This window comes from Vreelandella titanicae BH1, assembly GCF_000336575.1.
Taxonomy (GTDB): domain Bacteria; phylum Pseudomonadota; class Gammaproteobacteria; order Pseudomonadales; family Halomonadaceae; genus Vreelandella; species Vreelandella titanicae.
Genome location: NZ_AOPO01000005.1, coordinates 316,924 through 342,090 on the forward strand (window position 1 = coordinate 316,924; position 25,167 = coordinate 342,090).

Below are 25,167 nucleotides of genomic sequence, written 5' to 3' on the forward strand. Positions count from 1 at the left end.
CTGACAAGCGTATAACACTCTAATTCTTCGGTCTGGGTACGCTCTTTTTTGTCATCAATCACTCCTCTGCCGTAGTCAATGGGAACAAACACCACTGGCATCAACGCCGAGGCTTTATCATAGGCTGGGTGAGCTGCTAGTAAGACTGATTGATGGCAGATTTTATAAAAAGTATATAGAGAAATAAAAAGCAATGTTTGAAAAAAGCACTCTTTTTTTTGCTTTATTACATGAAAAAAATAGTACTGCAGACTAGATTTTTAACCCGCCTCTATTCTTGACAGTAAAAGCGGTGTCACTTATCTTTAAAATGTAATCTTTGGTAATTTTTATGTTTCTTATTGTAATGTGTGTGGGTGTGTGGCTTTTCATGAGGGCTACCGGAAGAAATTTAATTATAAAGATCATAGTACATTGATTTTTAATACATTAAAAAACTAGTGCAGGAGTGTAGTGTTGTTAGTTTACATGTGATTTTTACTTATATAAGCAGTAGTCATATTGTCCGGCTTAAGTGTTACTGATTGGGAAGTGGCAATTTTTTTATTTCTTTAAAGTATCCTTGTGTTACCTGCTATACACTTTTTAGTCCAGAAATATGCAATGCAACAAGTAGGCATGAATAAAAACATCGGAATTAAATAAGCTTGAAAATAAGAGCGTAGGGAAACTCGTTTAATTGACGATAATGGCGAGGTGGTATTTTGAAAATCTTGGTCATAGGGAACATGGGCTATGTTGGCTCCGTTGTGGTGCGGGAGCTAGCCTTACGTCACCCATCCGCCACTCTTCATGGGTATGACACTGCCTACTTCGCACACTGTTTGACGAATGCCGAACTTCTTCCTGAGCGCTATCTCGACCAGCAGTTTATGGGGGATGTGCGAGATATTCCGGCTGATTTTTTTGAAGGTTATACGGCTGTAGTTCAACTGGCGGCGATTTCCAATGACCCCATGGGAGACCGTTTCGCCGCAGTGACAGCTGAGGTCAATCAGCAGGCGACGGTTGAGATTGCCAAGGCAGCGGCTCAGGCGGGGGTAGAAAACTTCGTTTTTGCCTCAAGTTGCAGCATTTATGGCATCGCTTTAGGGGCTCCGCGCAGTGAGTTGGATCCCGTGGCTCCCGTTACCGCCTATGCCTGCTCGAAAATAGCAGCTGAAGAAGCGTTAGCCGGCATTGGGGGCGACATGGTGATTACCAGTTTACGCTTTGCGACTGCTTGCGGAATGTCAGAGCGTTTACGGCTGGATCTGGTGCTCAATGATTTCGTTGCCTGTGCCCTAAGTCAGCAGCATATTACCGTGCTTAGCGATGGGTCTCCCTGGCGGCCCTTGATCGACGTCTCCGATATGGCCAGAGCTGTCGATTGGGCAGTACAGCGCAAGCCTGAAAACGGCGGGCGCATACTCAATATCAATACCGGATCGAACGAACGCAATCATCAAGTGCGAGACTTAGCCACTGCAGTGGCCAAAGCCGTTCCCGGCACCACGCTGAGTATCAATACCCAAGCCCCGGCGGACAGTCGCTCCTACCAAGTGGATTTCAGCCTGTTTGCCAAGTTGGCACCTGAGCACCAACCACAAATGACGCTAATAGATTCGATCATGGGATTGATCAATGGGCTCAAAAGCATGGAGTTTTCCGATACCCAGTTCCGAGCCTCGCGCTATATGCGTCTGCATGCGCTGCAGGCACATATCACTGCGCGCCGTCTATCTGAAAACCTGCGCTGGCAAATGTGTGATGCAGTCACCCCGAGTGCTTTGTCTGCTGCTACCCACATTAACCTTGAGGCCTGAAACGGAGGCTAGACTATGAAAGTCGCAATTTTCGCGGGAGGGTTCGGAACGCGCTTAAGTGAAGAAACAGCCATTCGCCCCAAGCCCATGGTGGAAGTGGGTGGTCGGCCGATCCTTTGGCATATCATGAAGATGTACGCCCATCATGGCTTAAAGGAGTTTATCGTCCTGGGTGGCTATAAGGTGGAGTACATCCGTGACTATTTCCTCAATTATCGCGGCAATCGAACCGATTACACCATCGATCTGAAGACAGGTAACGTCGACTGGCTTCAGAGCGTTAATGATGATTGGAAAATCACTGTGCTGGATACAGGCGCCGATGCCATGACCGGAGGGCGTCTCAAGAAGGCAATGTCTCTCCTGGCAGATGAGCCTTTCTGTTTGACCTATGGCGATGGGTTGAGTGATCTGAATATCAATGCCTTGATCGACTCACATCTGGCCTCGAAAAATTGGTGCACCCTGACGGCAGTAACGCAGCCAGGCCGCTACGGTGCCCTGCGTTTGAAAGAGGGCAACAGCCAGGTAGAGGGCTTTCGTGAAAAGGGCGAAATAGATGGAGGGCTGATCAATGGCGGCTTCTTCGTCTGTAATCCGGAAGTGTTCGAGACGATCGACGATAGCCAGACCGTATGGGAAAACGAGCCCATGAACCGGATGATCGAGCTGGGGAAATTGGGCTACTTCCATCATAACGGGTACTGGCAAAGCATGGATACGCTGAGAGACAGAATGGTACTCGAGACCGCCTGGGCAGAAGGCGCCCCCTGGAAGCTCTGGAAGGAATGAACCATCAATGATTATTGTTGATACGGCGCTTGCCCAACGAGAGGCGCAGGGTAATCCCATTCGAGTGGGGATGGTCGGGGCGGGGTTCCAAGCGGGCGGTATCGGTCTGCAGATTATGACCGCTACGCCCGGGATGCGCCTTTGTGCGATTGCCAATCGTCATTTGGATGCAGCGATCAAAGTCTTCCAGCAAACCGGGATTGAGCCAGTCGCCTGCGAGACTCAGCAGGAACTTGAAGCGGCGATTGCGGCTGGGCGACCGGCAGTCATCGAGGATGCCGTGGCACTGGCACGCGCAGAGGGATTGGATGCAATTATTGAAGTCACTGGCTCGTTGGAGTTCGCGGCGCATGCCGTCCTGGCGGCGCTGGAAAGTGGTAAAGACGTCATTCAAATGAACGCGGAACTCGACGGCACTATCGGCCCCATCTTGAAAGTGAAAGCCGATGCGGCAGGGGTTGTCTACAGCTTTGCTGATGGCGACCAGCCTGGTGTACAGATGAATCTCTATCGGTTCGTCGCCGGGCTAGGCATTAAGCCGGTACTGTGTGGCAACATTAAAGGCTTGCATGACCCATATCGCAACCCGGCTACCCAGGAAGGTTTTGCCAAACGCTGGGGGCAAAAGCCGGCAATGGTGGCCTCTTTTGCTGATGGCACCAAGATATCGTTCGAACAGGCGATCGTCGCCAACGGCACCGGTATGCAAGTGGCGCAGCGCGGCATGCTTGGCCCTGATTTCTCCGATGGTGTGGCCGGTGGGCCCTTAATACCCATCGAACAGACGGTATCGGCATTTGAGCCCTACCTGAACCCGAAGGGGCCGGGGCTGGTGGATTACGTTGTTGGGGCACGGCCGGGGCCAGGCGTGTTTGTGCTAGGGACGACCGACAGCCCCCGTCAGCGCCACTATCTCGAACTCTACAAGCTGGGCGAGGGGCCGTATTACTGCTTCACGACGCCTTACCATCTGTGCCATTTCGAAGTGCCCACGTCCGTTGCCCGCGCCGTGCTGTTCCGTGATCCCGTGTTATCCCCCATAGAGGGCCCCAGGGTGGGCGTCATCGCCGTAGCCAAAAAAGCTTTGCAGGAGGGCGATACAATTGAAGAACTCGGTGGCTTCGAAGTCTATGGAGTGGCGGAAAATATCGAGGTAATACGCAGGGATCGGCTATTACCTATCGGGCTAGCGCTGGGCTGCCAGGTGGTGGGGCATGTGGAAAAGGATGCGGCGCTGACCTTTGATGATGTGCGTATACCACCAGGGCGGTTGATCGACCGTCTTTATGCCGAACAGGAAGCCATGTTTGCCCTGGAATTGACGTCTGGTGTCGCTGCTACTTTCACGGAGTAAGACATGCATTTTCATCAAACGAACCTCAAGGATGCCCGCCTGATAGAGCTTGAACCGCATGGTGATGAGCGAGGTTTTTTTGCCCGTACCATGTGCCATGCGGAGTTTGAGCGCCATGGCCTGCTGAGTGACTTTGTGCAGCAGAATACCTCCTTTTCTGCTCAGCGTGGCACCTTAAGGGGGTTGCATTATCAGCGGCAGCCCCATGCCGAAGCCAAACTGGTGCGCTGCATTCGAGGCGCGATTGTCGATGTCATCGTGGATATCCGTAAAGACTCGGAAACCTACTTGCACCATCAGTTATTTGAATTAACCGACGCAAACCGGCGCCAGCTGTATGTACCGCCAGGCTTTGCGCACTCCTTTCAGACGCTGACCGACGATGTTGAAGTCAGCTATCTGGTCTCGGCTGCCTATCATCCCGAGGCTGAAAGTGGTTTGCGCTATAACGATGAACGTCTCGCGATTGAGTGGCCGATGCCACCCACGGTGGTGTCTGAAAAAGACGCTAGCTGGCCCTTAATCAGTGAGCGAAACGAAGAGCTTTTTTGACCACTTGCCAATAGCTAGTAGCGAATCCAGATATCAAACACACTAAAAAAGGGGCAGCGTGAACGCTGCCCCTTTGAGTAATGTCTAGCTATTGCCTACCCGTCAATTGGCAGGCTTTGCCACTAGCGAGCGAGTCTCTTCGCGTGCTTCAGTGAGCACTATGCGCAGCGGATCGCCAAGCTTGTAACGCTCTTCGCCCTCGATCTGGATACGGCCCTCTTTATCGTCAATGACCACTTTGCTGCGGTCACTGTGCATCAAGGGGGCGGGCACAAACGCAGTTGCGCCATTTTCCACCAGACGAACGCGCATGCCGCCACGGTTGATGGCCATGATTTCGGCCTCAAACGTATCCTGGTTCTGTGCAGCGGGCGTTAGGTAACGCACGTAGAGCCAGTCTTTCACGTCGCGCTCGGCCATACGGTTCAGGCGGCGGCGTTCCGTCAGTTGCTCGGTGAGCTGCTGGGTCGCTTCGGCGGGGGCCTGTTCGCCTTTCAACACGCGTTTGATCAGGCGGTGGTTGACCATATCGCCATACTTACGAATCGGCGAGGTCCAGGTAGCGTAGGCGGCTAGGCCCAGGCCAAAGTGTGGGCCGGGCTGGGCCGACATGCTGGTAAAACCCTGGAAGCGGCGCAGGCGCGCATCCAGCCAGGCGTCATCGCGGCTTTCCAGCACACGCTTAAGCTCAGTGTAGCGGGCAAGCTCTGTCAGCGCTTCGCGTTCGACCACGATCTCCTGACCTGCCAAGAATTCCTGGGCGGCTTCGGCTTTCTCGGGCTCGAACGCGCGATGCACGTTAAAGATACCGTGGCCGATGTGCTGGGCCAGGAAATCCGCGCAGCAGGCGTTAGCCACAATCATCGACTCTTCGATCATGCGGTTGGCAATGCGGCGCTCTTCGGTGCGCACCGCCAATACGTTACCGGCGGGATCGAGATCAAACACGTAGTCGGGACGGTCTTTAAACACCAGCGCGTGTTCATTGCGCCAAGCGGTACGCGCTTCGGTCAAATCACGCAGCGCAGTAAGCTGCTCGGCGATCTCATCCGCGGGTGCCCAGTCGCCTTGACCTTCGATCCAGTCGGAGACGTTGTCGTAAATGAGCTTGGCGTGAGATTTAACGTTCGCCGCAAAAAAGCGGTAATCGCCCATGCTGCCGTCGGCATTAATATCCAGCGTACAGGCCAGCGCGGGGCGCTCCTTGCCTTCCCACAACGAGCAGAGATCATCTGCTAGCTGCTCTGGCAGCATAGTGACGTTTTGGCCAGGCAGGTAAACGGTAAAGGCGCGAGTGCGGGCTTCTAAATCAGCCGCATGGCCCTCTTCCACATAAGCGGTGGGGTCGGCAATCGCTACGCTCAACCGCCAGCCGCCTTCCGCACGAGTAGCCACGTGCAGCGCATCATCCATATCGCGGGTCTTCTCACCATCGATGGTGAAGAAGGGCGTGGGCGTTAAATCTTCGCGAGTCAGGCCTTCATCGATCAGCGGCCAGTCGGTGCCCGCATCGGGGCACTCTTGCTCCAGCGCATGGCGTGCAAGTGTGACGCGCCATGGCACTGCCGGATCATCGCTTTTGGCGACCAGCTCATCAATCTGGGCAAAGAAAGCGCGGTCATCGGCTTTTAGTGGATGGCGTACCAAGCGGGCAACGACCCAATCGCCGTCAGCAATGGAGTCTTCGTCAAGGCTGTTCTTAATCCGCGCCTTGATAACGTTTTTAATCGACGGATGGTCGGGGGCGACAGATAGGCGACCTTCGCGCTTCTGCACCCGGGCGACAAACCGATCAAGACCCGCTTCAATCAGCTTTTCCGGCTCAATGGACTTTTTGTCACCGTTCTCGTGAATCACGCCTTCCACGCGATCACCGTGAATCACCTGCTTCATGGCGGGCGGCGGCACGAAATAGGATTCACCGTCGTCGGTTTCGAGAAACCCGAAACCTTTGTCGGTGGCTTTGATCACCCCTTCAGCACGGGGGGTGGTTTGACGAATCTGTTGCTTGAGCTGGGCAAGCATGGCGTTGTTCTGAAGCATGAGCTCAATCAGTTGGCGAGAGTTAGGCTGCCACTATACGGATTCCCGCAGGCTGCGCCAATTGTCGCTATGCGATGTTGGCCCTGATGTTGGCTTTGGTAATGGCGAGTCAAAGGCTTACATGCGCTCAAGGGAATCGGTTAAGCTGAATATTCATACTCACGGAGCGCGCTATGACACCTCGCCTGATTGTTTCTGACCTGGATGGCACCCTATTAGGAAGCGACCACACCCTGCACGCAAGCACCGTAGAGGTGCTAAGAGCATTGGTGAAGCAAGGTCATCATGTCGCACTCGCCTCTGGCCGCCACTACCACGATATGAAGGTGTTTCGTGATCAGTTGGATATTCCGGCGCACTTGATTAGCACCAATGGTGCTTATGTACATGATCCCAACGATGCTTTGTTGGCGGCTAATCACCTTGAGCCTGAATATGCAAAGACGCTAATCGGTCTTCCGCGCCCTCCTCAAGTACGGCTTAATCTTTATCGCGAAAGCGGCTGGCATATTGATTCAGAAGCTCCACATTTATTATCTCTTCATGCCTCTACAGGGTTTGGCTATGAAGTCGTGTCCCCCGCGCAAATGGACACTAACGGTGTAGGCAAAGTGCTCTATCTAGGCGACCCAAAGGCGCTAAAGCAGTTAGAAGCACAGGCGCAAGAGGCCCACGGCGACGGGCTGCATATTACCTATTCCACCATTGATTCTCTGGAAATCATGGCCGGTGGGGTCAACAAAGGCGTGGCGCTGTCATCACTGCTGGAACGGTTGGGCTTAACGCCTGCAGATTGCCTAGCGTTTGGCGATAATCTTAACGATACCGAAATGCTCGATTTAGCAGGGGAGGCCCAGGTAATGGCCAATGCCCACCCTGCGCTATTTGATCGTGTCACCGGCGCTGAACGTATCGGTCACCATGGCGAAGCCGCCGTTGCCCAATGGCTGAAAAAGCGCTTTGGGCTGTAGGGTTACGTATTAATTAGTGGCTCTTAATTTCGTCACTTGCAGCGACTTGGGGCTGAGGTCAATCTGAAGCAGCTCAACAGCTTGGCCTAAAATTTGGCGAGCTGCCTGTTTGGGCAGAACAGCGGCTGGAGCAAGCAACGCCTGCGCAGTTGGATGAGTGGTCTGGAGCGATCTTGACCGCCAACTCCCTTGATGAGCTGTTCAAAAACTGACGTTACGCTTTATTTATTCGCTGGTGGTTTCAGCCAATCAAACATTTTCATTATAAAGCTACGTTCAGTGGGTTTTTCATCGTTTTTGCCAATAAAAGCCTCAAGCAGACTTTGATTAAGCTGTTGAGGAAGAGCGTTGGCATCGGCCATGAGCGCTTCGCGTGAAATATCTTCCTCAGCGCTAGAATTGCTTCGCATTTACTATTATCTCTTTTCAACTAACCGTTGAGTTAGCAAAGCGTTTACCAAGATTGGCAAAGTCTTCGCTCGACATCAGTATGTCAAAAATATCTTCAGGTGCCCCTTTGCCTTCGGCGCGGTGGGTCATAAAGTTGAAATCCATCTCGATCAGGTGCTCAAGGCGTGGGGCATAGAAGTCGGGATATTGTGCCTGCATGATGGGAGGCAGGTCGTTGTAATTGCCAAGCACTTCTTTGAAGAAGTCGGTCATCTTGCCTGTTTGGCTGTACTCCAGCTTGCCACGGGCTACGACGGCCTGTTTCCATACTTGCCGCTGATCATAATCTTCTTGCCAGGCTGCGCGCTGTTCATTGGCCGTAAACGTGCCACTATCGTCATAAATAATCAGTACTAATTGATCTTGAGACAAGCCGCTAAAAGGATTGCTACCTCTGCCATTAACAAAGGAGGTGGCCTGCTTTGCTCGCTCCAAGAGTTCTGGATCATCGGTGTTGGGAACTTCGGCATCATATCGAGCTCGGTTGTTATGGTAGCCTTGGCCGGTAATTTGGCTTAGCAGTGCATCGGCTTTTTGCCCTAACGCTTTACGATCCAGGCTAGCATCACGCTCTTCGGCACGCAGGGCGCTGTCACTTAACTGCTGAGCCAAAGTGGAAAGTTGGCTTGATGGTTTCGATGAACCAGAAGTAGGCGCTGTGTTTTCGCCCTGTTCGGTTCCCTTGGTCGATACATCCTGGGTGCGGCTACCCGATGTAGATTGAGAGGTCACCGGAGTAGATGGCCCGATACCGATTGTCATTGCAATACCTCCTTGTGGCTTTGCTTAACCGCCATCAATATGTGGCCGATGATAGTGACGAAAGCGCTGGTTATTGCTCTATATCTACATTATTAATCGGCTAAGCAAACAAAAGCATTAAGTAAATATTGTATTTTTTTGTTAGCATTCTTATTAATACATAGAAATAGCGTAGCCACAGGTGATTTCATCATTAGTCGAAGGGGGCTTGAGATGCACAGTTTCCTCGACCATCATCAAGGCCCAATAACGACAATAGCGTAGGGCTGAACCCGCTGAGATGACGACAACCCCTGCTACTTTGATTGTGGTCGACGATGACCCGGAAATTTGTGAACTGCTCGCGGACTACCTGGGGCGGCACGGTTACCGGGTATTTACGGCGGACGGTGCCCAAGCGCTGCATTCGCTGCGTGCTGAACACGCCCCCGACTTGCTGATTGTCGATTTAATGCTCCCCGGTGACGACGGCTTTACCATCTGCCGTGACGTCCGAAAGCACAGCGATGTGCCGATAATCATGCTTACCGCCAGTGCCGATGAGACCGACCGCATTCTGGGTCTGGAGCTGGGTGCTGATGACTACTTGGGCAAGCCGTTTAATCCCCGCGAATTGCTGGCGCGCGTCAAAGCGGTACTGCGACGCACCCGCAGTGCTCCACCAGAGTTGCCTGCGGGGCAGGCGCGCTGGGTCAGTTTCGGCAATTGGCAACTCGACCGCATGACCCGCGAGTTGATTGACCTGCAGGGCGAGCGCGCCGCGCTTTCAGGGGCTGATTTTCAGCTATTGCAGGTGTTTTTAGAGCATCCGGCGAAGGTGCTCACTCGGGATGATCTATACGCGCTTACCCGTGGGCGGGACGCGCCGCCGCTTGATCGCTCCATTGATGTCCACGTTTGCCGCCTGCGCCAACGGCTGGGTGAAGATGCCCAGCACTCGCAGTTGATTCGAACGGTGCGCGGGGCAGGCTATGTGTTAACCGCCCAAGTAGATGCATTAACGTGAGACGCGTGGAGTGGGCAACCATTCGTCGACGCTTATCCCGACGAGCTGCCCGCTGGCTGCCGACTTCGCTGCGCGGGCGCTTCGTGATCATCATGATCGCCGGAGTGCTGGTCGCCCAAGGGGCCAGCTACGCCATCTGGACTTCCCAGGTGCGCTCCAGCCACTTGGCACAGCTTGATGAGCTGTCCACCAATATGGCGTTTAGTATCGCCTCCACCATGAAGTTTTTCCGCTCACTGCCCGTTGACTACCGCCATATTGTGCTCGATCAGCTGCGAAATATGGGCGGCACACGCTTTTTTGTTAGCGTCAACGAACGCAGGCTGGCCATCGACGATATCGGCTCGGGGCCGGAAAAACAGGTGGTAGTGAACAATGTGCGCTCGGTGCTTACCCAGCAGCTCAATATTGACGACGTGATTGTCGAGTTCTCCCGTCCGGAAAACCTGCGAGTGCTCAATAACGAGGTACTGCTTTACGACCTGCCGCCCCGCTGGGGGCAGCACAGCCTGCTGATGGAGCCACTCTCGCCGCCGATTTTAGTGGTTCAACTGGAGCTTGCCCCAGGCACCTGGCTCTATGTTGCCACGCTGCTGGGCGTACCCGATATTTTCAGCGGTTATCGCTGGCTTTCTGAAGAGCGTTTGCTGGTCGGGTTACTGGTGCTGCTGAGTGTGCTGGCGCTTTCTCTATTGGGTATTACCAGCGTGACCCGGCCACTGGCGCGGCTTTCACGGGCAGCGAATCAGTTGGGCGATGATTTGGATATGCCGCCACTACGGGAGAGTGGCCCCAAAGAAGTGGCCGCCACCGCCGCGGCGTTCAATCGTATGCAGCGGCGTATTCGCGAGCAGATTGAGGAGCGCGAACGGCTGTTTTCGGCGATTTCCCATGATTTAAAGACCCCCTTAACCCGCATGCGCCTGCGCGCTGAGATGCTCGATGACGACTATCAGCGCGAGCGCTTTTGCGCCTCACTGGATGAGCTGGATAGCTTGGTTAAAGGCGCCTTGGCCTCGGTGAAAGGCCTGGATCTGCACGAAGAGCCGGCGTCCGTTGATCTAACGCACCTGATCGAAGAGTTGGCCGAAGAGCTTAGCCTTCAAGGCGGTAAGGTCACTATCGAGACTAAAAGCGGTAACCCTATTCCACCGCTGATTGCCAAACCGCTGGCGCTTAAGCGCTGCCTGGCAAACCTGCTTGAGAACGCGGTGTTCTATGGAAAGCAGGCCGATGTGCAGCTAATCGATCACGGTAATGTTGTCACCATGCGTATTCGTGACCACGGCCCAGGTATACCCGAAGAGCAGTTGGGGCGGGTGTTTTCGCCCTTTGTTCGCCTGGAGCCCTCACGCAGCCGACACACTGGCGGTAGCGGCCTGGGGTTGGGTATTGCTCGGCATATTGCCCGCGCCCACGGTGGCGATATTACGCTCGCCAACCATGCTGTTGGTGGGCTGGTGGTGACTCTCACGCTACCCCGCCAGGAAACTATTACAGGTTTGTAATAAAACCCCAACACTATGCAGTACTCGGTAACTCCCGTTGACGCTCACCTTGGCGTAACCTCTTGGATGTCGAACGTCCGAGAGGACAATAACAATATAAGGAGTTACTCCATGTCGACGTTAAAGAAAACGACCCTCGCGCTTGCTCTGGCAGGTGCCACGCTAGCCACCACCGCTCAAGCGAGTGAAGTAGAAGTGCTGCACTGGTGGACTTCCGGTGGTGAAGCTCGCGCTGCCAACGTGCTTAAAGAGTTAATGGAAGCTGAAGGCTACGGTTGGCAGGACTTTGCAGTGGCAGGCGGCGGCGGTGAAACCGCCATGACGGTGCTTAAATCTCGTGCCATGTCGGGCAACCCACCCTCTGCAGCCCAAATCAAAGGCCCCGAAATTCAGGAGTGGGGTGAGCTTGGCTTGCTCGGTGACCTGAACGGCGTTGCCGATGCGGAAGGCTGGGATGAGCTGCTGCCGGAAGTCGTGGCCGATATCATGCGTCACGACGGCCAATACGTGGCGGTACCCGTCAACGTACACCGGGTAAACTGGTTGTGGGCCAACCCCGAAGTGCTCGAAGCGGCAGGGGTAGAGATGCCCACCACGCTGGATGAACTATTCGAGGCAGGTGAGGCTATCCGAGAAGCGGGCTTCGTACCGCTGGCTCATGGCGGCCAATCCTGGCAGGACGCTACGGTCTTCGAAAGCGTACTGTTAGGTGGTCAGGGTAGCGAGTTTTATCAGCAGGCATTGGTAGAACTAGACCCTGAAGCCCTGGGCGGCGAACAAATGATCGATGCCCTTGAGGACTTCAAGCGTACCCGCGAGCTGATGGATGAAGGCATGCCCGGGCGTGACTGGAATGTTGCCACGGCAATGGTGATTGAAGGAGTGGCAGGGTTTCAGCTGATGGGCGATTGGGCCAAAGGGGAGTTCACTGCGGCTGGACTGACCGCCGGGGAAGATTACCTCTGTGCCGCAGCGCCGGGCACCGAAGATGCGTTCACCTTCAATATCGATAGTCTGGCCATGTTCCGGGTCACTGACGACGATGAGCGCGAAGCGCAGCAAGCGTTAGCCCGCCTAGTGCTTGAGCCTACTTTCCAGGAAGCGTTTAACCTTGCCAAAGGCTCGATTCCTGCGCGGCCAGATCTGGACATGAGCGAATTCGATAGCTGTGCCCAGCAGTCGTTGGCTGATTTCCAGCGCACCGCTGAAGAGGGTGGCCTAGTGCCCAGTATGGCCCACGGCATGGCCGTACGTGCGGATATACAGGGTGCCATTTTTGATGTGGTTACCAACTACTTCAACGACGCCGATATGCCTGCTGAAGAAGCGGCAGAACGTATGGTGAGCGCTGCCGAAGCGGCCTCTTTCTAGGCTTTTCTAGCGTTAGCGTTCTTCAGGCGCCGCTGCAACGGCGGCGCCTTCGTTGCTTGGCAAGGATACTTCTCCATGAGAGATTCCCTCCCCATGAAAAATACCTCTGCGACGCCTTTAGGGGCTGGCGCTAAGCGGTCGACGCCATCCGGCGGTTTGCAGGCGTGGCTGCCTCGTCTGGTGCTGGCACCGTCGGTGGCCATTTCGTTGTTCTTTGTTTACGGCTTCATGCTGTGGACGTTCGTGCTCTCGCTAACCAGCTCGCGCATGCTGCCCAGCTATGACTTTGTCGGCTTTGGTCAATATGCACGCTTAATGGCCAATGAGCGCTGGTGGGTCGCCTCGACCAACCTGATGATTTTTGGCGTGCTGTTCGTGGTGATTTGCCTGGCGATTGGCTCGCTGCTGGCGATACTACTCGATCAAAAAATTCGCCAAGAGGGGGCACTGCGCACGATCTATCTTTACCCCATGGCGCTGTCATTTATCGTTACCGGCGTGGTGTGGAAGTGGCTACTCAACCCGCAGCTAGGCATTCAGGCGATGGTTCAAGGCTGGGGCTTTGAGTCGTTTCGCTTTGACTGGATTGTCGATCCGGATATGGCGATTTATACCCTGGTGATTGCCGCCGTATGGCAGGCGTCAGGCTTTGTGATGGCGCTGTTTTTAGCCGGGCTGCGGGGTATCGACGACAGCATTATCAAAGCAGCGCAGTTGGATGGCGCTAGTCTGCCGCGGATTTATCTGCGCGTGGTGATGCCCTGCCTGCGCCCGGTCGTGTTTAGCGCGGTGATGATTTTGGCCCATATTGCGATTAAGAGCTTTGACCTAGTCGTCGCGCTCACCGGCGGCGGGCCTGGCTACGCCACCGATTTACCCGCCACCTTTATGTACGCTCATGCCTTTACCCGGGCGCAGATAGGTTTGGGCTCTGCCAGCGCCATGCTGATGTTGGGCGGCGTGTTGGCGATTTTGATTCCTTATCTCTACTCCGAATTAAGGAGCCGCAAGCATGGCTAATGTGATTCGTCGTCAGACGCCCGCTGCGCGGCTGGGCCGTGGTCTGCTCTATGGTGTGCTGATACTCGCCGCGCTGTTCTATATTCTACCGCTGGTGGTCATGCTGATGACCTCGGTGAAGCCGCTGAGCGAAATCAGCGCCGGGTCGCTGCTCTCGTTTCCGCAAAATCCTACTTTCGCGCCGTGGACAAAAGCCTGGGGTGAAGCCTGTACCGGCATGCGCTGCGATGGCGTTGGCGGCTACTTCTGGAACTCCTTTGCGATTGTGATTCCAGCGGTGCTGATCTCAACCACTATCGGTGCCCTTAACGGCTATGCGCTAACCAAATGGCGCTTCAAAGGTTCTGAATTAGTCTTCGCATTAATGCTGTTTGGCTGTTTTATTCCTTTCCAGGTGGTGCTGTTGCCCATGGCGCAAACCCTCGGCTGGCTGGGGATCTCCAGCTCCCGCGCCGGGTTGATCCTGGTTCACGTGGTCTTTGGCATCGCTTTCACCACGCTGTTCTTCCGCAACTTCTACGTGGGTATCCCCAACGAGCTGGTATCGGCGGCGAAGTTGGATGGCGCGGGCTTTTTCCGCATCTTCTGGCGCATTCTACTGCCGGTTTCGGCTCCGATTATTGTCGTCTCAGTGATTTGGCAGTTCACCCAAATCTGGAACGACTTCCTGTTTGGCGTGGCGTTTTCAGCCCACAACACCCAGCCCGTTACCGTGGCGCTAAACAACCTGGTGAATACCTCCACTGGCGTTCGCGAGTACAACGTGGATATGGCGGCGGCGATGATTGCCGCGCTGCCCACCCTGGTGGTGTACGTGTTGGCGGGAAAATACTTCGTGCGCGGGCTGACAGCAGGCTCGGTTAAAGGTTAATAACAATTAAGTGAATGGCAACCTTTCTTAAAAGGTTAGAAGCAGCCCTAGGCGGGGGCGCTGTGAACCCATCCCTGGGCGCTACTTTCGCCATCCATGGCGAAAGACCCCCGCTACGGGCTACTTCTAACCATCCAAATAAGTGGGTTTTGTCAGTCGCTTTACAATAGGATTTTCATTATGGCAGCTTTAGAAATCCACAACGTGCGCAAAGAGTTTGGCAGCGAGCGGGTGCTCAAAGACGTCAGCATCTCGATCGATTCCGGCGAGTTCCTGATTCTGGTTGGCCCCTCGGGCTGCGGTAAGTCCACGCTGATGAATGCCATTGCCGGGCTTGAGCCGGTGACCTCTGGCAATATTTATATCGATGGTGAAGACGTGACCTGGCGCACCCCCGCGGATCGGGATATCGCCATGGTGTTTCAGTCCTACGCGCTTTACCCCAGCATGACCGTACGCCAGAACATCAGCTTCGGGCTGGAGATGCGCAAGGTGCCCAAAGCCGAGCGGGAAGCGGCCGTGGAGCGGGTAGCCGATCTACTGCAGATCACTCACCTGCTGGAACGCAAGCCTGCCCAGCTCTCCGGCGGGCAGCGTCAGCGGGTAGCCATGGGGCGGGCGCTGGCCCGGGAGCCAAAGGTGTACCTGTTTGACGAGCCGCTCTCTAATCTGGATGCCAAACTGCGCGTGGATATGCGTACCGAGATCAAAAAGCTCCACCAGCGCCTGGGTACCACCATTGTTTACGTCACCCACGATCAGGTCGAAGCCATGACCCTGGCCGACTGCATTGCGGTGATGCGCGATGGCCATATTCTGCAGCTCGGCTCGCCGGATGAGGTCTACAACAACCCAGTGGATATGTTTGTGGCTGGCTTTATGGGCTCGCCGTCGATGAATTTCATTCGCGCCACACTGGAGGACGATAACGGTGGGTATCAACTGAGGATTGCCACGCCAGGTGAGGATGAGCTGGTGCTACCCTGGCCGGAGGAGCGCATCGCCCCAGATATGGCCGAACGGCTTAACCAGCCGGTCATTCTTGGCCTACGCCCAGAGCACTTCAGCGAAGAGGATGAGCGATTAACGTCCCAAGCCGAAGGAACGCTGCTAAGTGCCAGTGTGGCGGTGGTAGAACCTACCGGGGCGGATATCTTGCTGCGTTTACCCCTTGGCGAACAGGAAGTTACCGCCCGTGTTGGGCCTAAATGCGCAGTGGTTGCAGGGGAGCGCTTATCGCTACGTGTTGATATGGGCAGAGCGATTCTATTTGATGCCGAGACCGAGCAGCGTATTGCGTAAGCGGTTTGACTTGAACCTGTTGTGAAATAGTGGGCCCCCTGCTGGTTTCAGCAGGGGGCCTCTTTTGTAGTTACCTAAAGATTTCAACTGCAGGTATTACTTACGAATAAGCCGTAGCTCGCCATTGAGCGCCTTGATGATCGAGTAGCACATCAGCAGCATCACAATCGAGAACGGAATAGCGGTGGCGGTAACACCGGCCTGAAGGGCGGTCAGACCACCACCGATAAGCAGCACAATCGCGATGAGACCCTCGACGACCGCCCAGAACATCCGCTGTGGCCGCGGAGCATCGATTTTACCACCGGCGGTGATGGTATCGATGACCAGGGAGCCGGAATCCGAGGAGGTGACAAAGAAGATCAGCGCCAGCACGATGCCCAGGGTCGACATCAGCCCCGTCAAGGGTAGTTCGTTCAGCATGCCGAACAGCGAAAGCTCGGGTCTGTAGTTGTCGATGACATACTCTTTAACCAGGCTGCCCGCCGGGTCAGCATAGAGCTGTTCAAGGGCGGTCGAGCCAAAGACGCCCATCCAGACAAAGATAAACAGACTGGGAACCAGCAAAACGCAGAGGATAAATTCACGCACCGTGCGGCCCCGGGATACCCGAGCGATAAACATCCCCACAAAAGGTGCCCAGCTAATCCACCAAGCCCAGTAGAAAATCGTCCAGGACTGGCGGTAGGCATCATCCTCACGACCAAAGGGCGCGGACAGAGGAATAAAGTCCGTGACATAGGTGGTAAGTCCCGACCAGAAACCCGCCATGGCCAGCAGAGTAGGGCCAGCGAAAAGCACAAAAAAGAAGAACAGAACGGCCAGGATCATGTTGATCTCTGAGAGCTTCTTCAAGCCGCCCTCAAGACCGCGCCAAACCGACACCAGCGCCACCGCCGTCACCAGAATGATGACGATGACCTGGGTCAAGGTGCTTACTTCCAGGCCGAAGACAAAGTTCATCCCCGCATTAGCCTGCTGTGCCCCAAGCCCAAGTGAGGTGGCCAGCCCGAAGAGGGTGGAAAACACCGCCAGGATATCGATCACATGGCCCCACCAGCCCCAGACACGCTCACCGAGAATGGGAAAGAACGCCGAGCGAATAGAGAATGGCAGGCCCTTGTTATAGGTAAACAGGCCCAGCGCTAGCGCCATCACCACATACACCGCCCAGCCATGGATACCCCAGTGTAGATAGGTACCCGCCAGGCCCATGGCGCTGGCATCATCAATAGCCGCTGAGTTCAGTTCGCCATCGGCGCCGAAGGGGGATGCGATGCCCAGAGGCAGCGAGACATTGGCGTGATAAACCGGTTCGAGTACGCCGAAGAACAGCAGGCCGATGCCGATTCCCGCGGTGAACAGCATGGCGAACCAGGAGAGATAGCTGTGATCCGGTCGCGCATCGGCCCCGCCCAGCCTGACTGAGCCATAAGGCAAAACCACCAGCGCTAAGCAGAACAGAATAAAGAAGTCGACCAGAATCATGAAATACCAGTCCAACGTTCCCGTCGAGAAGGCAACAATGGACTGAAAAGTGCTCCCCGCTCGCTCTGGAAACAGCAGGGTGAGGACGATGAAGATAGCGGAAGCAAGCGCGGATACCACAAAAACGCGGTTGTGGATGTCGAAACCGATGGGGCCAAGCTGCCCCTTGATATTGTCCTGGCCGACGACATAGTCGGTCTGCATGTCGCTCGTTACCGAAGGCGACTCAGGATCATTGGGATGGTTCATACACTACGTCTCCTCAGTGGAAGATGCCATGTCAAACCCCCATCATGAGGATAAACAGCGTTGAATCCCATTTTGTGGCCGAAAAGGAGGGGTGCCGCCGTTTAACCCTTTAGCGATTCTGCGGCACCTTTTCTTTATCGAGCCGTTTGATTTGCCGCCACAGGTCTTGGCGTAGATCGGCGATTTTGGGCTGCTCATCGGCAGTGAAGGGCACCGGACGACAGAGCCGCTGGGCGCGTAACCCAAGGCGCGCGCTAAGCAGCCCGGTGGCGAGGCCTTGACCCGCACGGGCGGAAAGGCGGCTGGCTAAATCCAGCGAGAGCATATCCATACTGGCGTCGGTGGCCAGTTCGCTGGCACCGGCAAAAGCCATGTTGTGCAGCACGTTACGAAACAGCCGCAGGCGGCTGGCGTAGCCCAGCTCGAGACCATAAAGGCGGCAGAGTCGATCCACCATCGCCAGGCTGCGCCAGGCCACCAGCGCCATATCCACCAGTGTTAGCGGGCTGATGGCGACCATGATGGCGGTTTCACCGGACATACGCGTAATCAGGCGCTGGGCTTCCCGGTCACGCGGCGCTAGCAGGTGGTAACGCAGCAGCGTCTGGATCTCCTCACCACTATGGTGGGGTTGGCTGGCGCGCTGAAAGGCTAGCCAGTGCGGGTCATCGTCGGCGAGCTTAAGTTGGCGCCTCAACTGCTCGGCCATGGCCCGGGCCTGCTTGGGCGAGCGTAGCGGCAGCTCGGCCAGATCGCCGCGCAGTTTGTCGTGGCGCTTGAGACGGCGCAAACGGCCCACCTCTTTGAGCAGGGAGAGGCCGCCCAAGCCAATCAGGCTGACCCCGAACAGCTGCCAGGCCATGGCTAGCCACTGCGACTGAGCCATCGCATCAGGAATGCCGGTGACCAGTTCTGCCGTGCCTAGCCCGGCACCACCCACCAGGGCAAATAGCAGCCCCCAGCGGCGTTTACGCGGCGCACCTAAACTGGCAGCAGGCAGCGCTTTATCTTCGGGAAGGGGCGCCAATGGATGATGCTCGCTGGCGCCAGCAAAGGCTTCGCGCTGACGTAGGACTGTCTCTGCATCAGCGGCCTTTTCAGGCTGGTCATCCAGCGTGAAGTGGCGGCGTGGCTGTGGGGTGGTCATGTCAGTTTATCTCCAATCAGCCAGTCGATGGCGGCGTCCATGCGGATATGATCCAACGCTTCTGAGCTGGTTGGCATCGGGCGAAAGGCGGGGAAGTCGAAGCCCTGCTGCTGCCAGAAATCGGCAGCGGGCAGCCGGGCGGGCACATCGCCGGGGTAAACCAGCACCTCTTCGCCCTCTAGTGTGGTGCCTCGCAGTGCAGGTGAACGCTTACCCTCATGGGTTACCTCACGGGCTTCAGTGGCACGAATGGCCGCCAGCGAGAGCGCTTTAACCGGCACGTTGGCAAAGCGAAGGTCTTTGAGAGGCTCTGCCAGCAGGGCCTCCAACAGCTGTACCAAGTGGCCGTGTTGATCGGGAGTGACGTGATCGGCTTTGGTGGCGGCAATCGCCAGGCGGTCAATTTTAGGTGCGAACAGGCGCGTAAGTAGACTGCGTTGGCCATAATCGAAGCTGTGCATTAACTGGCGTAGCGCGCTGGAAAGGTCTTCAAAGCGTTCTGGCCCGGCATTGAGCGCGCCAAGCACGTCCACCAGTACAATCTGGCGGTCAAAGCGGCGGAAGTGATCGCGATAAAAGGGCTTGACCACTTGCTGCTGGTAGTAGCGAAAGCGCGCCGCCAGGGTAGCGTAAAGGCTATTGGCAGGCAGTGCCTCCAGCGTTTCTCTAGAGGTGTTGAGTTGAGAGGCGTCGAGCTGCGGTAGCGGAAAAAACTGCAGCACCGGCGCACCTTCCAGTTCGCCGGGCAGTAAAAAACGCCCTGGCTGCAGGTCGGAAAAACCGGCCTTTTTGGCGCGACGAAGGCCTTGAGCGTACTCCTCGGCAAGAGCAGCAAGCTGGGCTTCATCCGCTTCGCCAGCGGGGTCGAGTTGTTCTACTGCGGCAAGCCATTCGCTAAACAGGCTGCGGCGCTGTTCGCCCTCGTGTAACGCCTGGGCCTGGCTCCAGCTATAAAAGTCGTGCTGCAGCAGCGGCAAATCGAGCAGCCACTCGCCGGGGTAGTCGAATAGATCCAGGGTAAGGTGGGCGATTTCAGGGGTTAGCCAGCCGCTGCGGGCAGGGCGGTAGCGCAGCTGTAAGCGTAACTCGCTGATGCCGCGAGTGGGCTCCGGCCAGCGCGGCGGCGTATCGCGTAGTGCAGCCATGCCGGGGTCGTAGGGAAACCGTGGCACGCCTAAGTCGGGCTGGTTAAGCCGCTGGGCACCCAGCAAGCGGCCTTCCCGGGCAGCGGGTAGCAAATCGAGCTGCGCCTCAACGCCCGCATGACGCAGTTGATTGACCAACGACGTCAAAAACGCGGTTTTCCCCGCTTGGGAAAGGCCGGTGACCGCCAAGCGCAGCTGGCGATCTCGCCCACGCTCTAATAAATTGCTCAGTTCGCGACTTAACGGCTGGCGCATCCTTTCGATCCCTTTGTAGGAGCCTGTCTGACTTAACACTGATCTACTGCGAATCCCGGTATTTTGGCCAACTTTATTCGATCAATTTCGTTAAATAGCACGCTATTCGCCTCAATCGATCGATAAATTTGGCTCAAAATCCGTGCTTCTCGCGACGATCGGCCAAGCCAGGCAGGCTCTCTTAGCCTTTACTGGCTAAACATTAATACCAGTTGCGAAAGCATCGGTAGGGTGGCGATCAAAAAGCCAACCCCCGCCAGTGTGTAGCCTGGCCAGCGCCGAGTCATCTTCTGCGCCAAGGTTAGGCCCACTAAGCACACCACCATACCGATTAAATTAAACGCCAGCGTGGCGGCTTCTAGCCATTGTTGCGGATCCATTGGATCTCCCTAGCTCTAATGCCATTGAGCACATGATAGCAAAGCATTGATGAACCGAAGATTAACTGCGGCTGAGGGTGGTGCCTAACAGGTGCTGGGCGCCAGGCACTAGCCAGACTGGGTCTAGGCGCGTATTGGCGGCTTCAACGCAGATAAAGTGGCGCGCTACGTCGGCGGGAGTGTCGCTGGGCAGGTCTTGGTCGGGGTGCCACACCACCGTGGAGTCGCTGGACTGCTTGCCGATGCGCAGGCTGCGCTCACCATCGTTGAGCAGCACGGCTTCATTGGTGTGATAAATGCGGTCAACGGCGCCTTGAACGGCCAGCGTGCCTTGCTGTTCGCTCTCCGCAAAGTCGCGCAGTTTGTCGAGATAGCGCGCGCCGGAAAGGCCTTCCAGGCGGCACTGGTGGGTATCGGCAACGGCTAAATAGGTATGCAGCGCACCGCTGGTTTTAATCGGCGTTTCGCCGATGTTTTCGCTAATCAGCTCAACGTTCAAGCGCTGGGCGTTGGCTTGTACCACCAGGCGCGCAGTAAGCAGTGTATGCAGGGGCTGTGCTGGAGAGAGGTGGAGCTCAATTCCCTCGGCGTGCTCATCAACAGCGTCTAGACGCCACTCAGCATGGCGGGCAAGGCCATGGAAAGGGCCGTCGTGGTTGGGGCTCTCATCGGCATAGCGCTCGTCGGCAAACCACGGCCAGCAGAGCGGAATACCACCCCGGATAGCGCCTGGCAGCGCCTGGGGCGTAGGCGTCAGCCATAACCAGCCGGTATCACCAGCAGGGCAGAAGTGCAGCACTTGAGCGCCCTGGAGACTAACCACCAACTCGCCCCAAGGCATATTGAAAAGCACCACGTCGCGGCCTTCCCACTGTGTCGTTTGCTGTCCTTGAGTGCTTTTAATCAGTTGATTGAGCGAGTCGGGGATCATGAATTTTCCTTTAAGAGTTGCCAAGCATCGATACCGAATAGGCGCCGAACACTAACGCTGTGTGCTATGGTAGAACAAGCGTGACTCTAAGGTAAAACGCGTAACTGCAACCCGTAATCGAGATAGTAAGGAGACTATATGGGCTTTATTGCATGGTTAATCATTGGTGGCTTGGCTGGTTGGATTGCTGGCAACATCATGCGCGGCGGCGGTTTTGGCATCCTGGGTAACATCGGTGTCGGTATCGTTGGTGCGGTTATAGGTGGTTTTTTGTTTAGCCTTCTGGGCCTTTCGTCCGGTGGCTTTATCGGTTCGCTAGTCACCGCGATCGTGGGTGCCGTGGTGCTTCTTTGGGTAATCAGTAAGGTTAAAAAAGCGTAGCGATTGAGTTGCTACCTGTATGTCACCGCCCGGCCTTTTGCCGGGCGGTGTCGTTTTATGCATACCGAGGCCTAAGGCTATCGGTGTTCGCACCACTTTCCGTTACACTAGGCAGCTTTACTTCCGGCTATTGGCTGGTGTTATTGTGCTTTTTCGAGGTGCCTCTTGATCGACGTGTTAAATGCCTGGTGGGCCCAACAGCTGGTGCTGTGTGATTGGGCGTTTACTCCTCATCCGCTGGCGGTCGATGCAGGAGCGGCAGAGCAGCGCCTGCTACAACTGGGCATTACCAATCGAGGCGAGCTGGCCGAACAGCTCTTCCACGGGCTGGGGGCTCCCGCAGGTAGCGCTGACCGTTTGCTAGGCGCTTTGGAATGGGCCGCGTTGGCGGGAGCGGCTGGCTGGTTAGAGGCTGATCAAGCCCGTCATTGGGCGCATCACCTAACTCGCCGCATCACCAGTGATTACAGCGACCTACGTGCCTGGCTAGCAGACCTGCGCCGTGCGTTAGGCGCGCGGGGCTGGGAAGTGGGGGCCGATGACCGTTTTATTGACGCTTGCCAAGCGCTGGCTAAGCTTGAAACCGATGGCGAAGGGGTTACCTGGGATACGCTTGAAAATGCCCTGGCTGAACTGCCGGCTCCCGCTTCGCTATGGCCCCAGCAGCCCGAAGCGCAGAGCTGGCGGCTATGCGCGCTGTTCCGGCCGGTTATTGTCTATCCCGCCAGCCAAACCGACTGGCCCGAGGCCACCGAGTGGCTGGCCCACGTGTGGGATGTCCATGACCGTGACGCGCTAATAGGCGTGATGCTTTGGCTAGGCGCTCAAGGCGAGCGCCAGCGCTGGGATATCGAAGCACGCGAATTGCTCAGTATGGACAACGCCCAACGCATGGAGTGGCAGCGTAGCGTTGTGGAAGATTCGCCCTATGCGCCGGTGCTGAATAAGTTCGTCACTCAAGGCGAGCCCCTGGAGTGGGCGGCTTGGGATTGGCTACGGATTGTGGAACTTGCCTGGGCTGGCGCCTGCTGTGGCTTGCTGAGCCAGGAAGAGGCTGATGACTTAGCGGGGCACGCCGCTGATTTACTCAGTCGGCGCTACCACGACTGGTATGCCGTGCTGAATGCGTACGGGCGCGGGCAGAGTCTGTTTGATGGCATTGACCGGCGGGGTAAAACACCCAGCGAGCGGCATCAGTTGTTGCTGCACAGCGCCCATAGCCCTTGGAATAGCCCCTGGAAATGCTCCCCAGGGGAGCTATTGGATGAGCCTACACGCAAGGCATCTCAAGCGCGCATTCGGCAGTGGCGCAATACGCCCCATCACTGGTTGTTGGCGCTGGCCAGCGTACGCGAACCGGATGCCATGCTGCGCCAGATAGCCCCCTCCGCGGCGCTGCCGGAAGAGCAGCGTGCCGATGCGGCGCTCTATTTGCAGGAGTCACTTGGCTTACATGCCGATGAAGGCGCTCATGCACTGGCGCGCTACTGGTTACCCGCTCAGGCGCACCATCTTAATCAGTTGGCGGCCGACGCCGTGCATGGCGTTTTGCCTCCCTCGCAAAGCTGGTTTGGTCAGCCGACCCCGGAAGAGCTTAAGCAGCGCAATGCGGTTAAAGGGGTAAGCCGCCATGCGGCCACGATCCATATGGCCGAAAAATTCGCCTTCTATCTGCATATGTCCCTCGACAGCGGCTTATTCGATCGCGCGCCGTTAATGGAGTATGCCAGCGCACTGCGAAGCTGCCTGTGCCGTTTTTACCCCAATGCCAAGCGGCTGTTGGAAGCCTGGTTCGCTTGGGAGAGCTGTCTGCCCGAGCCTGAGCACGCCTCGCTGGTAAATGAAATTATTTGGCACATTGAAGATCCCGGTAGTCTGTTTCACTGGCTGGATTGGCGTCATGACGCCTGGCGTGAACCGGGTAGCCGCCCCACCTTGAGTCACTTCACCGCTATGTCGCTGGTGGGCCCGTTGAACAGTGCCGTATGGAGTGAGCCCCAGCCTGAGAGTGCCCGTGAGTGCGCCGAGATTCGCGAGTGGGTGGAGAGCCACTACCACTTGAGCAACGCAGGCGATATGCAGGAGTTTTTGACCTACATGCTAGAGTCGGGGGATCGTCAGGAGTATCAGATTAACTACGCGCCCTATACCCTCAATACTGAGCGCTTAAGCGCTGAAATCGCCATTCTTGAATCCGGCGACTGTGCTGAAGATGAACGCCACCACCTGCTTCGCTTACGTCGTGTGCGCGACAACGAAGATGGCTGTAATGAGGTGGATATGGCGGCCTGGGATATTGCCCAGCTGGTCGATTTGGCCATTGCCGCGCGGCAGTTAAACTGGCTGGATAGCGCTGCTTTCGCTAAGGTGTTGGATCGTGCTTACCAATTGGCGGCAGATCACTATGCCGGATGGCAGGAGTACGCCATGGGGATGTACGCAGGCTTCTCGTTTTTTATGGGCGAAACCCCAGAGCGAGAAAGCTTTTTAGCTGGTTTTCGTCAGGCGCTGGTGGCCTGGATATGCGGCGCGCCGGTTTTGGCTGGCCCATGGGTGAGCTTGGATTTTCCGGGCAATAAACCACGCCATTTTGCGCCACTGCATATTGATACCTTACCGGGCGATCAGCGCACATTACATTGATGCTCGCCAAACATATGATAATTAGCTTATAGTCGTGCTTAGAAAAAATGAGTTTTGTCATACCGCCCTCTTATTAATGTCACGAGGTTAATCGCATGGTTGCGTCGCCACGCCCCGCTGTGACCGCTGTCCGTGTCGTAAGTGTCTGTTTTTTAGTTACATTGTTCGCTGGCTGTGCAGGTTCAGCGCGACAAAACAATATTCAGGCCCCCGAGAATTACTTTTCAATGACGTTGCCGGGAATGGGGGCGAACCCGCAAATGTCCCCGGTTGATCCCATCGATGCGCATTTGCGCAGCTTGCAAGTACCGCCGCCAACAGTGGTTCGCGAGGCGCTGATGGCGCAACACCAGCGCTGGGCAGGAACGCCTTACCGAATTGGCGGCACCTCAGAAAGAGGCATCGACTGTTCGGCCTTGGTTCGCAATGTTTACCGTGACACCTTTAATTTAGAGCTTCCGCGCTCCACCCGTGGTCAAGTACACGAGGGACGCCCGATCGACCGCCAAGAGCTGCAGGCGGGCGATCTGGTGTTCTTCCGACCGCCGGGTCGTTATAACCATGTGGGTATCTACGTGGGCGATGGGTATTTTCTCCACGCCTCGACCTCAAAAGGGGTCATTATCTCCAGCCTGAATAATAGTTACTGGCAGCGCTACTACTGGCAGTCACGTCGCGCGCTGGAGCCAACGCATCTGGCCCAACTGGGCGGCAGCGTTTTCCAGTAGCCAGACCGAACAC

General features: G+C 56.0%; 22 protein-coding genes. 14 read left to right on the top strand and 8 right to left on the bottom strand.

Annotated elements, in window-relative coordinates; translation table 11 throughout:
- Positions 1 to 704: 704 nt before the first annotated feature.
- From HALTITAN_RS12250 to rfbC, 4 genes are read left to right on the top strand one after another with little or no spacing between them, the layout of a single operon-like run.
- Positions 705 to 1,805, top strand: a complete 1,101-nt coding sequence (locus HALTITAN_RS12250; protein WP_039859311.1) for an NAD-dependent epimerase/dehydratase family protein — start codon at positions 705 to 707, stop codon at positions 1,803 to 1,805.
- Between the two features lie 15 nt (positions 1,806 to 1,820).
- Positions 1,821 to 2,597: a glucose-1-phosphate cytidylyltransferase gene (gene rfbF, locus HALTITAN_RS12255; protein ID WP_009287302.1), complete on the top strand. Its 777-nt coding sequence runs from the start codon at positions 1,821 to 1,823 to the stop codon at positions 2,595 to 2,597.
- A gap of 7 nt (positions 2,598 to 2,604) precedes the next feature.
- A complete protein-coding gene (locus tag HALTITAN_RS12260; RefSeq protein ID WP_039859312.1) occupies positions 2,605 to 3,951 on the top strand; it encodes an NAD(P)H-dependent oxidoreductase in 1,347 nt (448 codons plus the stop codon).
- Positions 3,952 to 3,954: 3 nt separating this feature from the next.
- Positions 3,955 to 4,503: a dTDP-4-dehydrorhamnose 3,5-epimerase gene (rfbC, locus tag HALTITAN_RS12265; protein WP_027959709.1), complete on the top strand. Its 549-nt coding sequence runs from the start codon at positions 3,955 to 3,957 to the stop codon at positions 4,501 to 4,503.
- Positions 4,504 to 4,605: 102 nt separating this feature from the next.
- On the opposite strand, the gene HALTITAN_RS12270 is transcribed toward rfbC, so the two are convergent.
- Entirely contained in the window at positions 4,606 to 6,546 is a 1,941-nt protein-coding gene (locus HALTITAN_RS12270) for an exoribonuclease II (RefSeq protein WP_009287303.1), read from the bottom strand.
- 173 nt (positions 6,547 to 6,719) lie between these two features.
- On the opposite strand from HALTITAN_RS12270, the gene HALTITAN_RS12275 reads away from it, so the two are divergent.
- Positions 6,720 to 7,517: a Cof-type HAD-IIB family hydrolase gene (locus HALTITAN_RS12275; protein ID WP_039859313.1), complete on the top strand. Its 798-nt coding sequence runs from the start codon at positions 6,720 to 6,722 to the stop codon at positions 7,515 to 7,517.
- A gap of 221 nt (positions 7,518 to 7,738) precedes the next feature.
- Here HALTITAN_RS12275 and HALTITAN_RS25570 read toward each other — a convergent pair whose 3' ends face one another.
- On the bottom strand, positions 7,739 to 7,879 hold the full coding sequence (locus HALTITAN_RS25570; RefSeq protein WP_155705729.1) for a hypothetical protein: 141 nt from the start codon (positions 7,877 to 7,879) through the stop codon (positions 7,739 to 7,741).
- A 64-nt stretch (positions 7,880 to 7,943) separates the two neighbouring features.
- Positions 7,944 to 8,729, bottom strand: coding sequence for a hypothetical protein (locus HALTITAN_RS12285; RefSeq protein ID WP_009287304.1), 786 nt, complete (start codon positions 8,727 to 8,729; stop codon positions 7,944 to 7,946).
- Between the two features lie 280 nt (positions 8,730 to 9,009).
- Between HALTITAN_RS12285 and HALTITAN_RS12290 the strand changes: the two genes are divergently transcribed.
- The 6 genes from HALTITAN_RS12290 (at position 9,010) to HALTITAN_RS12315 (ending at position 15,807) form a co-directional block, all read left to right on the top strand.
- Complete coding sequence (locus HALTITAN_RS12290) at positions 9,010 to 9,735, top strand: response regulator (protein WP_009287305.1); 726 nt, start codon at positions 9,010 to 9,012, stop codon at positions 9,733 to 9,735.
- On the top strand, positions 9,732 to 11,243 hold the full coding sequence (locus HALTITAN_RS12295; protein ID WP_009287306.1) for an ATP-binding protein: 1,512 nt from the start codon (positions 9,732 to 9,734) through the stop codon (positions 11,241 to 11,243). Before HALTITAN_RS12290 ends, HALTITAN_RS12295 begins: the two co-directional genes overlap by 4 nt.
- Before the next feature lie 111 nt (positions 11,244 to 11,354).
- Entirely contained in the window at positions 11,355 to 12,614 is a 1,260-nt protein-coding gene (locus tag HALTITAN_RS12300) for an ABC transporter substrate-binding protein (RefSeq protein ID WP_039859314.1), read from the top strand.
- Positions 12,615 to 12,707: 93 nt separating this feature from the next.
- Positions 12,708 to 13,634 carry a carbohydrate ABC transporter permease gene (locus HALTITAN_RS12305; protein WP_027959701.1) on the top strand — a complete coding sequence of 309 codons (927 nt, stop codon included), beginning with the start codon at positions 12,708 to 12,710 and terminating at the stop codon, positions 13,632 to 13,634.
- On the top strand, positions 13,627 to 14,505 hold the full coding sequence (locus HALTITAN_RS12310; RefSeq protein WP_009287309.1) for a carbohydrate ABC transporter permease: 879 nt from the start codon (positions 13,627 to 13,629) through the stop codon (positions 14,503 to 14,505). Before HALTITAN_RS12305 ends, HALTITAN_RS12310 begins: the two co-directional genes overlap by 8 nt.
- Before the next feature lie 180 nt (positions 14,506 to 14,685).
- Positions 14,686 to 15,807, top strand: a complete 1,122-nt coding sequence (locus HALTITAN_RS12315; protein ID WP_022520449.1) for an ABC transporter ATP-binding protein — start codon at positions 14,686 to 14,688, stop codon at positions 15,805 to 15,807.
- A gap of 96 nt (positions 15,808 to 15,903) precedes the next feature.
- Here the strand turns inward: HALTITAN_RS12315 and HALTITAN_RS12320 are convergent, their stop codons facing one another.
- The 5 genes from HALTITAN_RS12320 to HALTITAN_RS12340 form a co-directional block, all read right to left on the bottom strand.
- Positions 15,904 to 17,544: a BCCT family transporter gene (locus tag HALTITAN_RS12320; RefSeq protein ID WP_009287310.1), complete on the bottom strand. Its 1,641-nt coding sequence runs from the start codon at positions 17,542 to 17,544 to the stop codon at positions 15,904 to 15,906.
- A 109-nt stretch (positions 17,545 to 17,653) separates the two neighbouring features.
- Complete coding sequence (locus HALTITAN_RS12325) at positions 17,654 to 18,691, bottom strand: YcjF family protein (protein WP_009287311.1); 1,038 nt, start codon at positions 18,689 to 18,691, stop codon at positions 17,654 to 17,656.
- A complete protein-coding gene (locus tag HALTITAN_RS12330) occupies positions 18,688 to 20,091 on the bottom strand; it encodes a YcjX family GTP-binding protein (RefSeq protein ID WP_039859315.1) in 1,404 nt (467 codons plus the stop codon). Before HALTITAN_RS12330 ends, HALTITAN_RS12325 begins: the two co-directional genes overlap by 4 nt.
- A gap of 188 nt (positions 20,092 to 20,279) precedes the next feature.
- The gene (locus tag HALTITAN_RS12335; RefSeq protein ID WP_022520445.1) at positions 20,280 to 20,471 is read right to left on the bottom strand and encodes a hypothetical protein; all 192 of its coding nucleotides are present in this window, start codon (positions 20,469 to 20,471) and stop codon (positions 20,280 to 20,282) included.
- Between the two features lie 61 nt (positions 20,472 to 20,532).
- Positions 20,533 to 21,402, bottom strand: coding sequence for a D-hexose-6-phosphate mutarotase (locus tag HALTITAN_RS12340; protein WP_039859316.1), 870 nt, complete (start codon positions 21,400 to 21,402; stop codon positions 20,533 to 20,535).
- Positions 21,403 to 21,540: 138 nt separating this feature from the next.
- Between HALTITAN_RS12340 and HALTITAN_RS12345 the strand changes: the two genes are divergently transcribed.
- From HALTITAN_RS12345 to HALTITAN_RS12355, 3 genes are all read left to right on the top strand, one after another.
- On the top strand, positions 21,541 to 21,783 hold the full coding sequence (locus tag HALTITAN_RS12345) for a GlsB/YeaQ/YmgE family stress response membrane protein (protein ID WP_008958536.1): 243 nt from the start codon (positions 21,541 to 21,543) through the stop codon (positions 21,781 to 21,783).
- 165 nt (positions 21,784 to 21,948) lie between these two features.
- Positions 21,949 to 24,426 (top strand): DUF1266 domain-containing protein, encoded by a 2,478-nt coding sequence (locus HALTITAN_RS12350; RefSeq protein WP_009287314.1) that lies wholly within the window; start codon positions 21,949 to 21,951, stop codon positions 24,424 to 24,426.
- 95 nt (positions 24,427 to 24,521) lie between these two features.
- Positions 24,522 to 25,154 carry a C40 family peptidase gene (locus HALTITAN_RS12355; RefSeq protein WP_009287315.1) on the top strand — a complete coding sequence of 211 codons (633 nt, stop codon included), beginning with the start codon at positions 24,522 to 24,524 and terminating at the stop codon, positions 25,152 to 25,154.
- Positions 25,155 to 25,167: the final 13 nt, after the last annotated feature.

Bases quoted from the DNA above. Each gene is read 5' to 3' on its own strand.
- rfbF (WP_009287302.1), top strand. From the start codon at position 1,821: ATGAAAGTCGCAATTTTCGCGGGAGGGTTCGGAACGCGCTTAAGTGAA.
- HALTITAN_RS12260 (WP_039859312.1), top strand. From the start codon at position 2,605: ATGATTATTGTTGATACGGCGCTTGCCCAACGAGAGGCGCAGGGTAAT.
- rfbC (WP_027959709.1), top strand. From the start codon at position 3,955: ATGCATTTTCATCAAACGAACCTCAAGGATGCCCGCCTGATAGAGCTT.
- HALTITAN_RS12270 (WP_009287303.1), bottom strand. From the start codon at position 6,546: ATGCTTCAGAACAACGCCATGCTTGCCCAGCTCAAGCAACAGATTCGT.
- HALTITAN_RS12275 (WP_039859313.1), top strand. From the start codon at position 6,720: ATGACACCTCGCCTGATTGTTTCTGACCTGGATGGCACCCTATTAGGA.
- HALTITAN_RS25570 (WP_155705729.1), bottom strand. From the start codon at position 7,879: ATGGCCGATGCCAACGCTCTTCCTCAACAGCTTAATCAAAGTCTGCTT.
- HALTITAN_RS12285 (WP_009287304.1), bottom strand. From the start codon at position 8,729: ATGACAATCGGTATCGGGCCATCTACTCCGGTGACCTCTCAATCTACA.
- HALTITAN_RS12290 (WP_009287305.1), top strand. From the start codon at position 9,010: ATGACGACAACCCCTGCTACTTTGATTGTGGTCGACGATGACCCGGAA.
- HALTITAN_RS12300 (WP_039859314.1), top strand. From the start codon at position 11,355: ATGTCGACGTTAAAGAAAACGACCCTCGCGCTTGCTCTGGCAGGTGCC.
- HALTITAN_RS12305 (WP_027959701.1), top strand. From the start codon at position 12,708: ATGAAAAATACCTCTGCGACGCCTTTAGGGGCTGGCGCTAAGCGGTCG.
- HALTITAN_RS12310 (WP_009287309.1), top strand. From the start codon at position 13,627: ATGGCTAATGTGATTCGTCGTCAGACGCCCGCTGCGCGGCTGGGCCGT.
- HALTITAN_RS12315 (WP_022520449.1), top strand. From the start codon at position 14,686: ATGGCAGCTTTAGAAATCCACAACGTGCGCAAAGAGTTTGGCAGCGAG.
- HALTITAN_RS12320 (WP_009287310.1), bottom strand. From the start codon at position 17,544: ATGAACCATCCCAATGATCCTGAGTCGCCTTCGGTAACGAGCGACATG.
- HALTITAN_RS12325 (WP_009287311.1), bottom strand. From the start codon at position 18,691: ATGACCACCCCACAGCCACGCCGCCACTTCACGCTGGATGACCAGCCT.
- HALTITAN_RS12330 (WP_039859315.1), bottom strand. From the start codon at position 20,091: ATGCGCCAGCCGTTAAGTCGCGAACTGAGCAATTTATTAGAGCGTGGG.
- HALTITAN_RS12335 (WP_022520445.1), bottom strand. From the start codon at position 20,471: ATGGATCCGCAACAATGGCTAGAAGCCGCCACGCTGGCGTTTAATTTA.
- HALTITAN_RS12340 (WP_039859316.1), bottom strand. From the start codon at position 21,402: ATGATCCCCGACTCGCTCAATCAACTGATTAAAAGCACTCAAGGACAG.
- HALTITAN_RS12345 (WP_008958536.1), top strand. From the start codon at position 21,541: ATGGGCTTTATTGCATGGTTAATCATTGGTGGCTTGGCTGGTTGGATT.
- HALTITAN_RS12355 (WP_009287315.1), top strand. From the start codon at position 24,522: ATGGTTGCGTCGCCACGCCCCGCTGTGACCGCTGTCCGTGTCGTAAGT.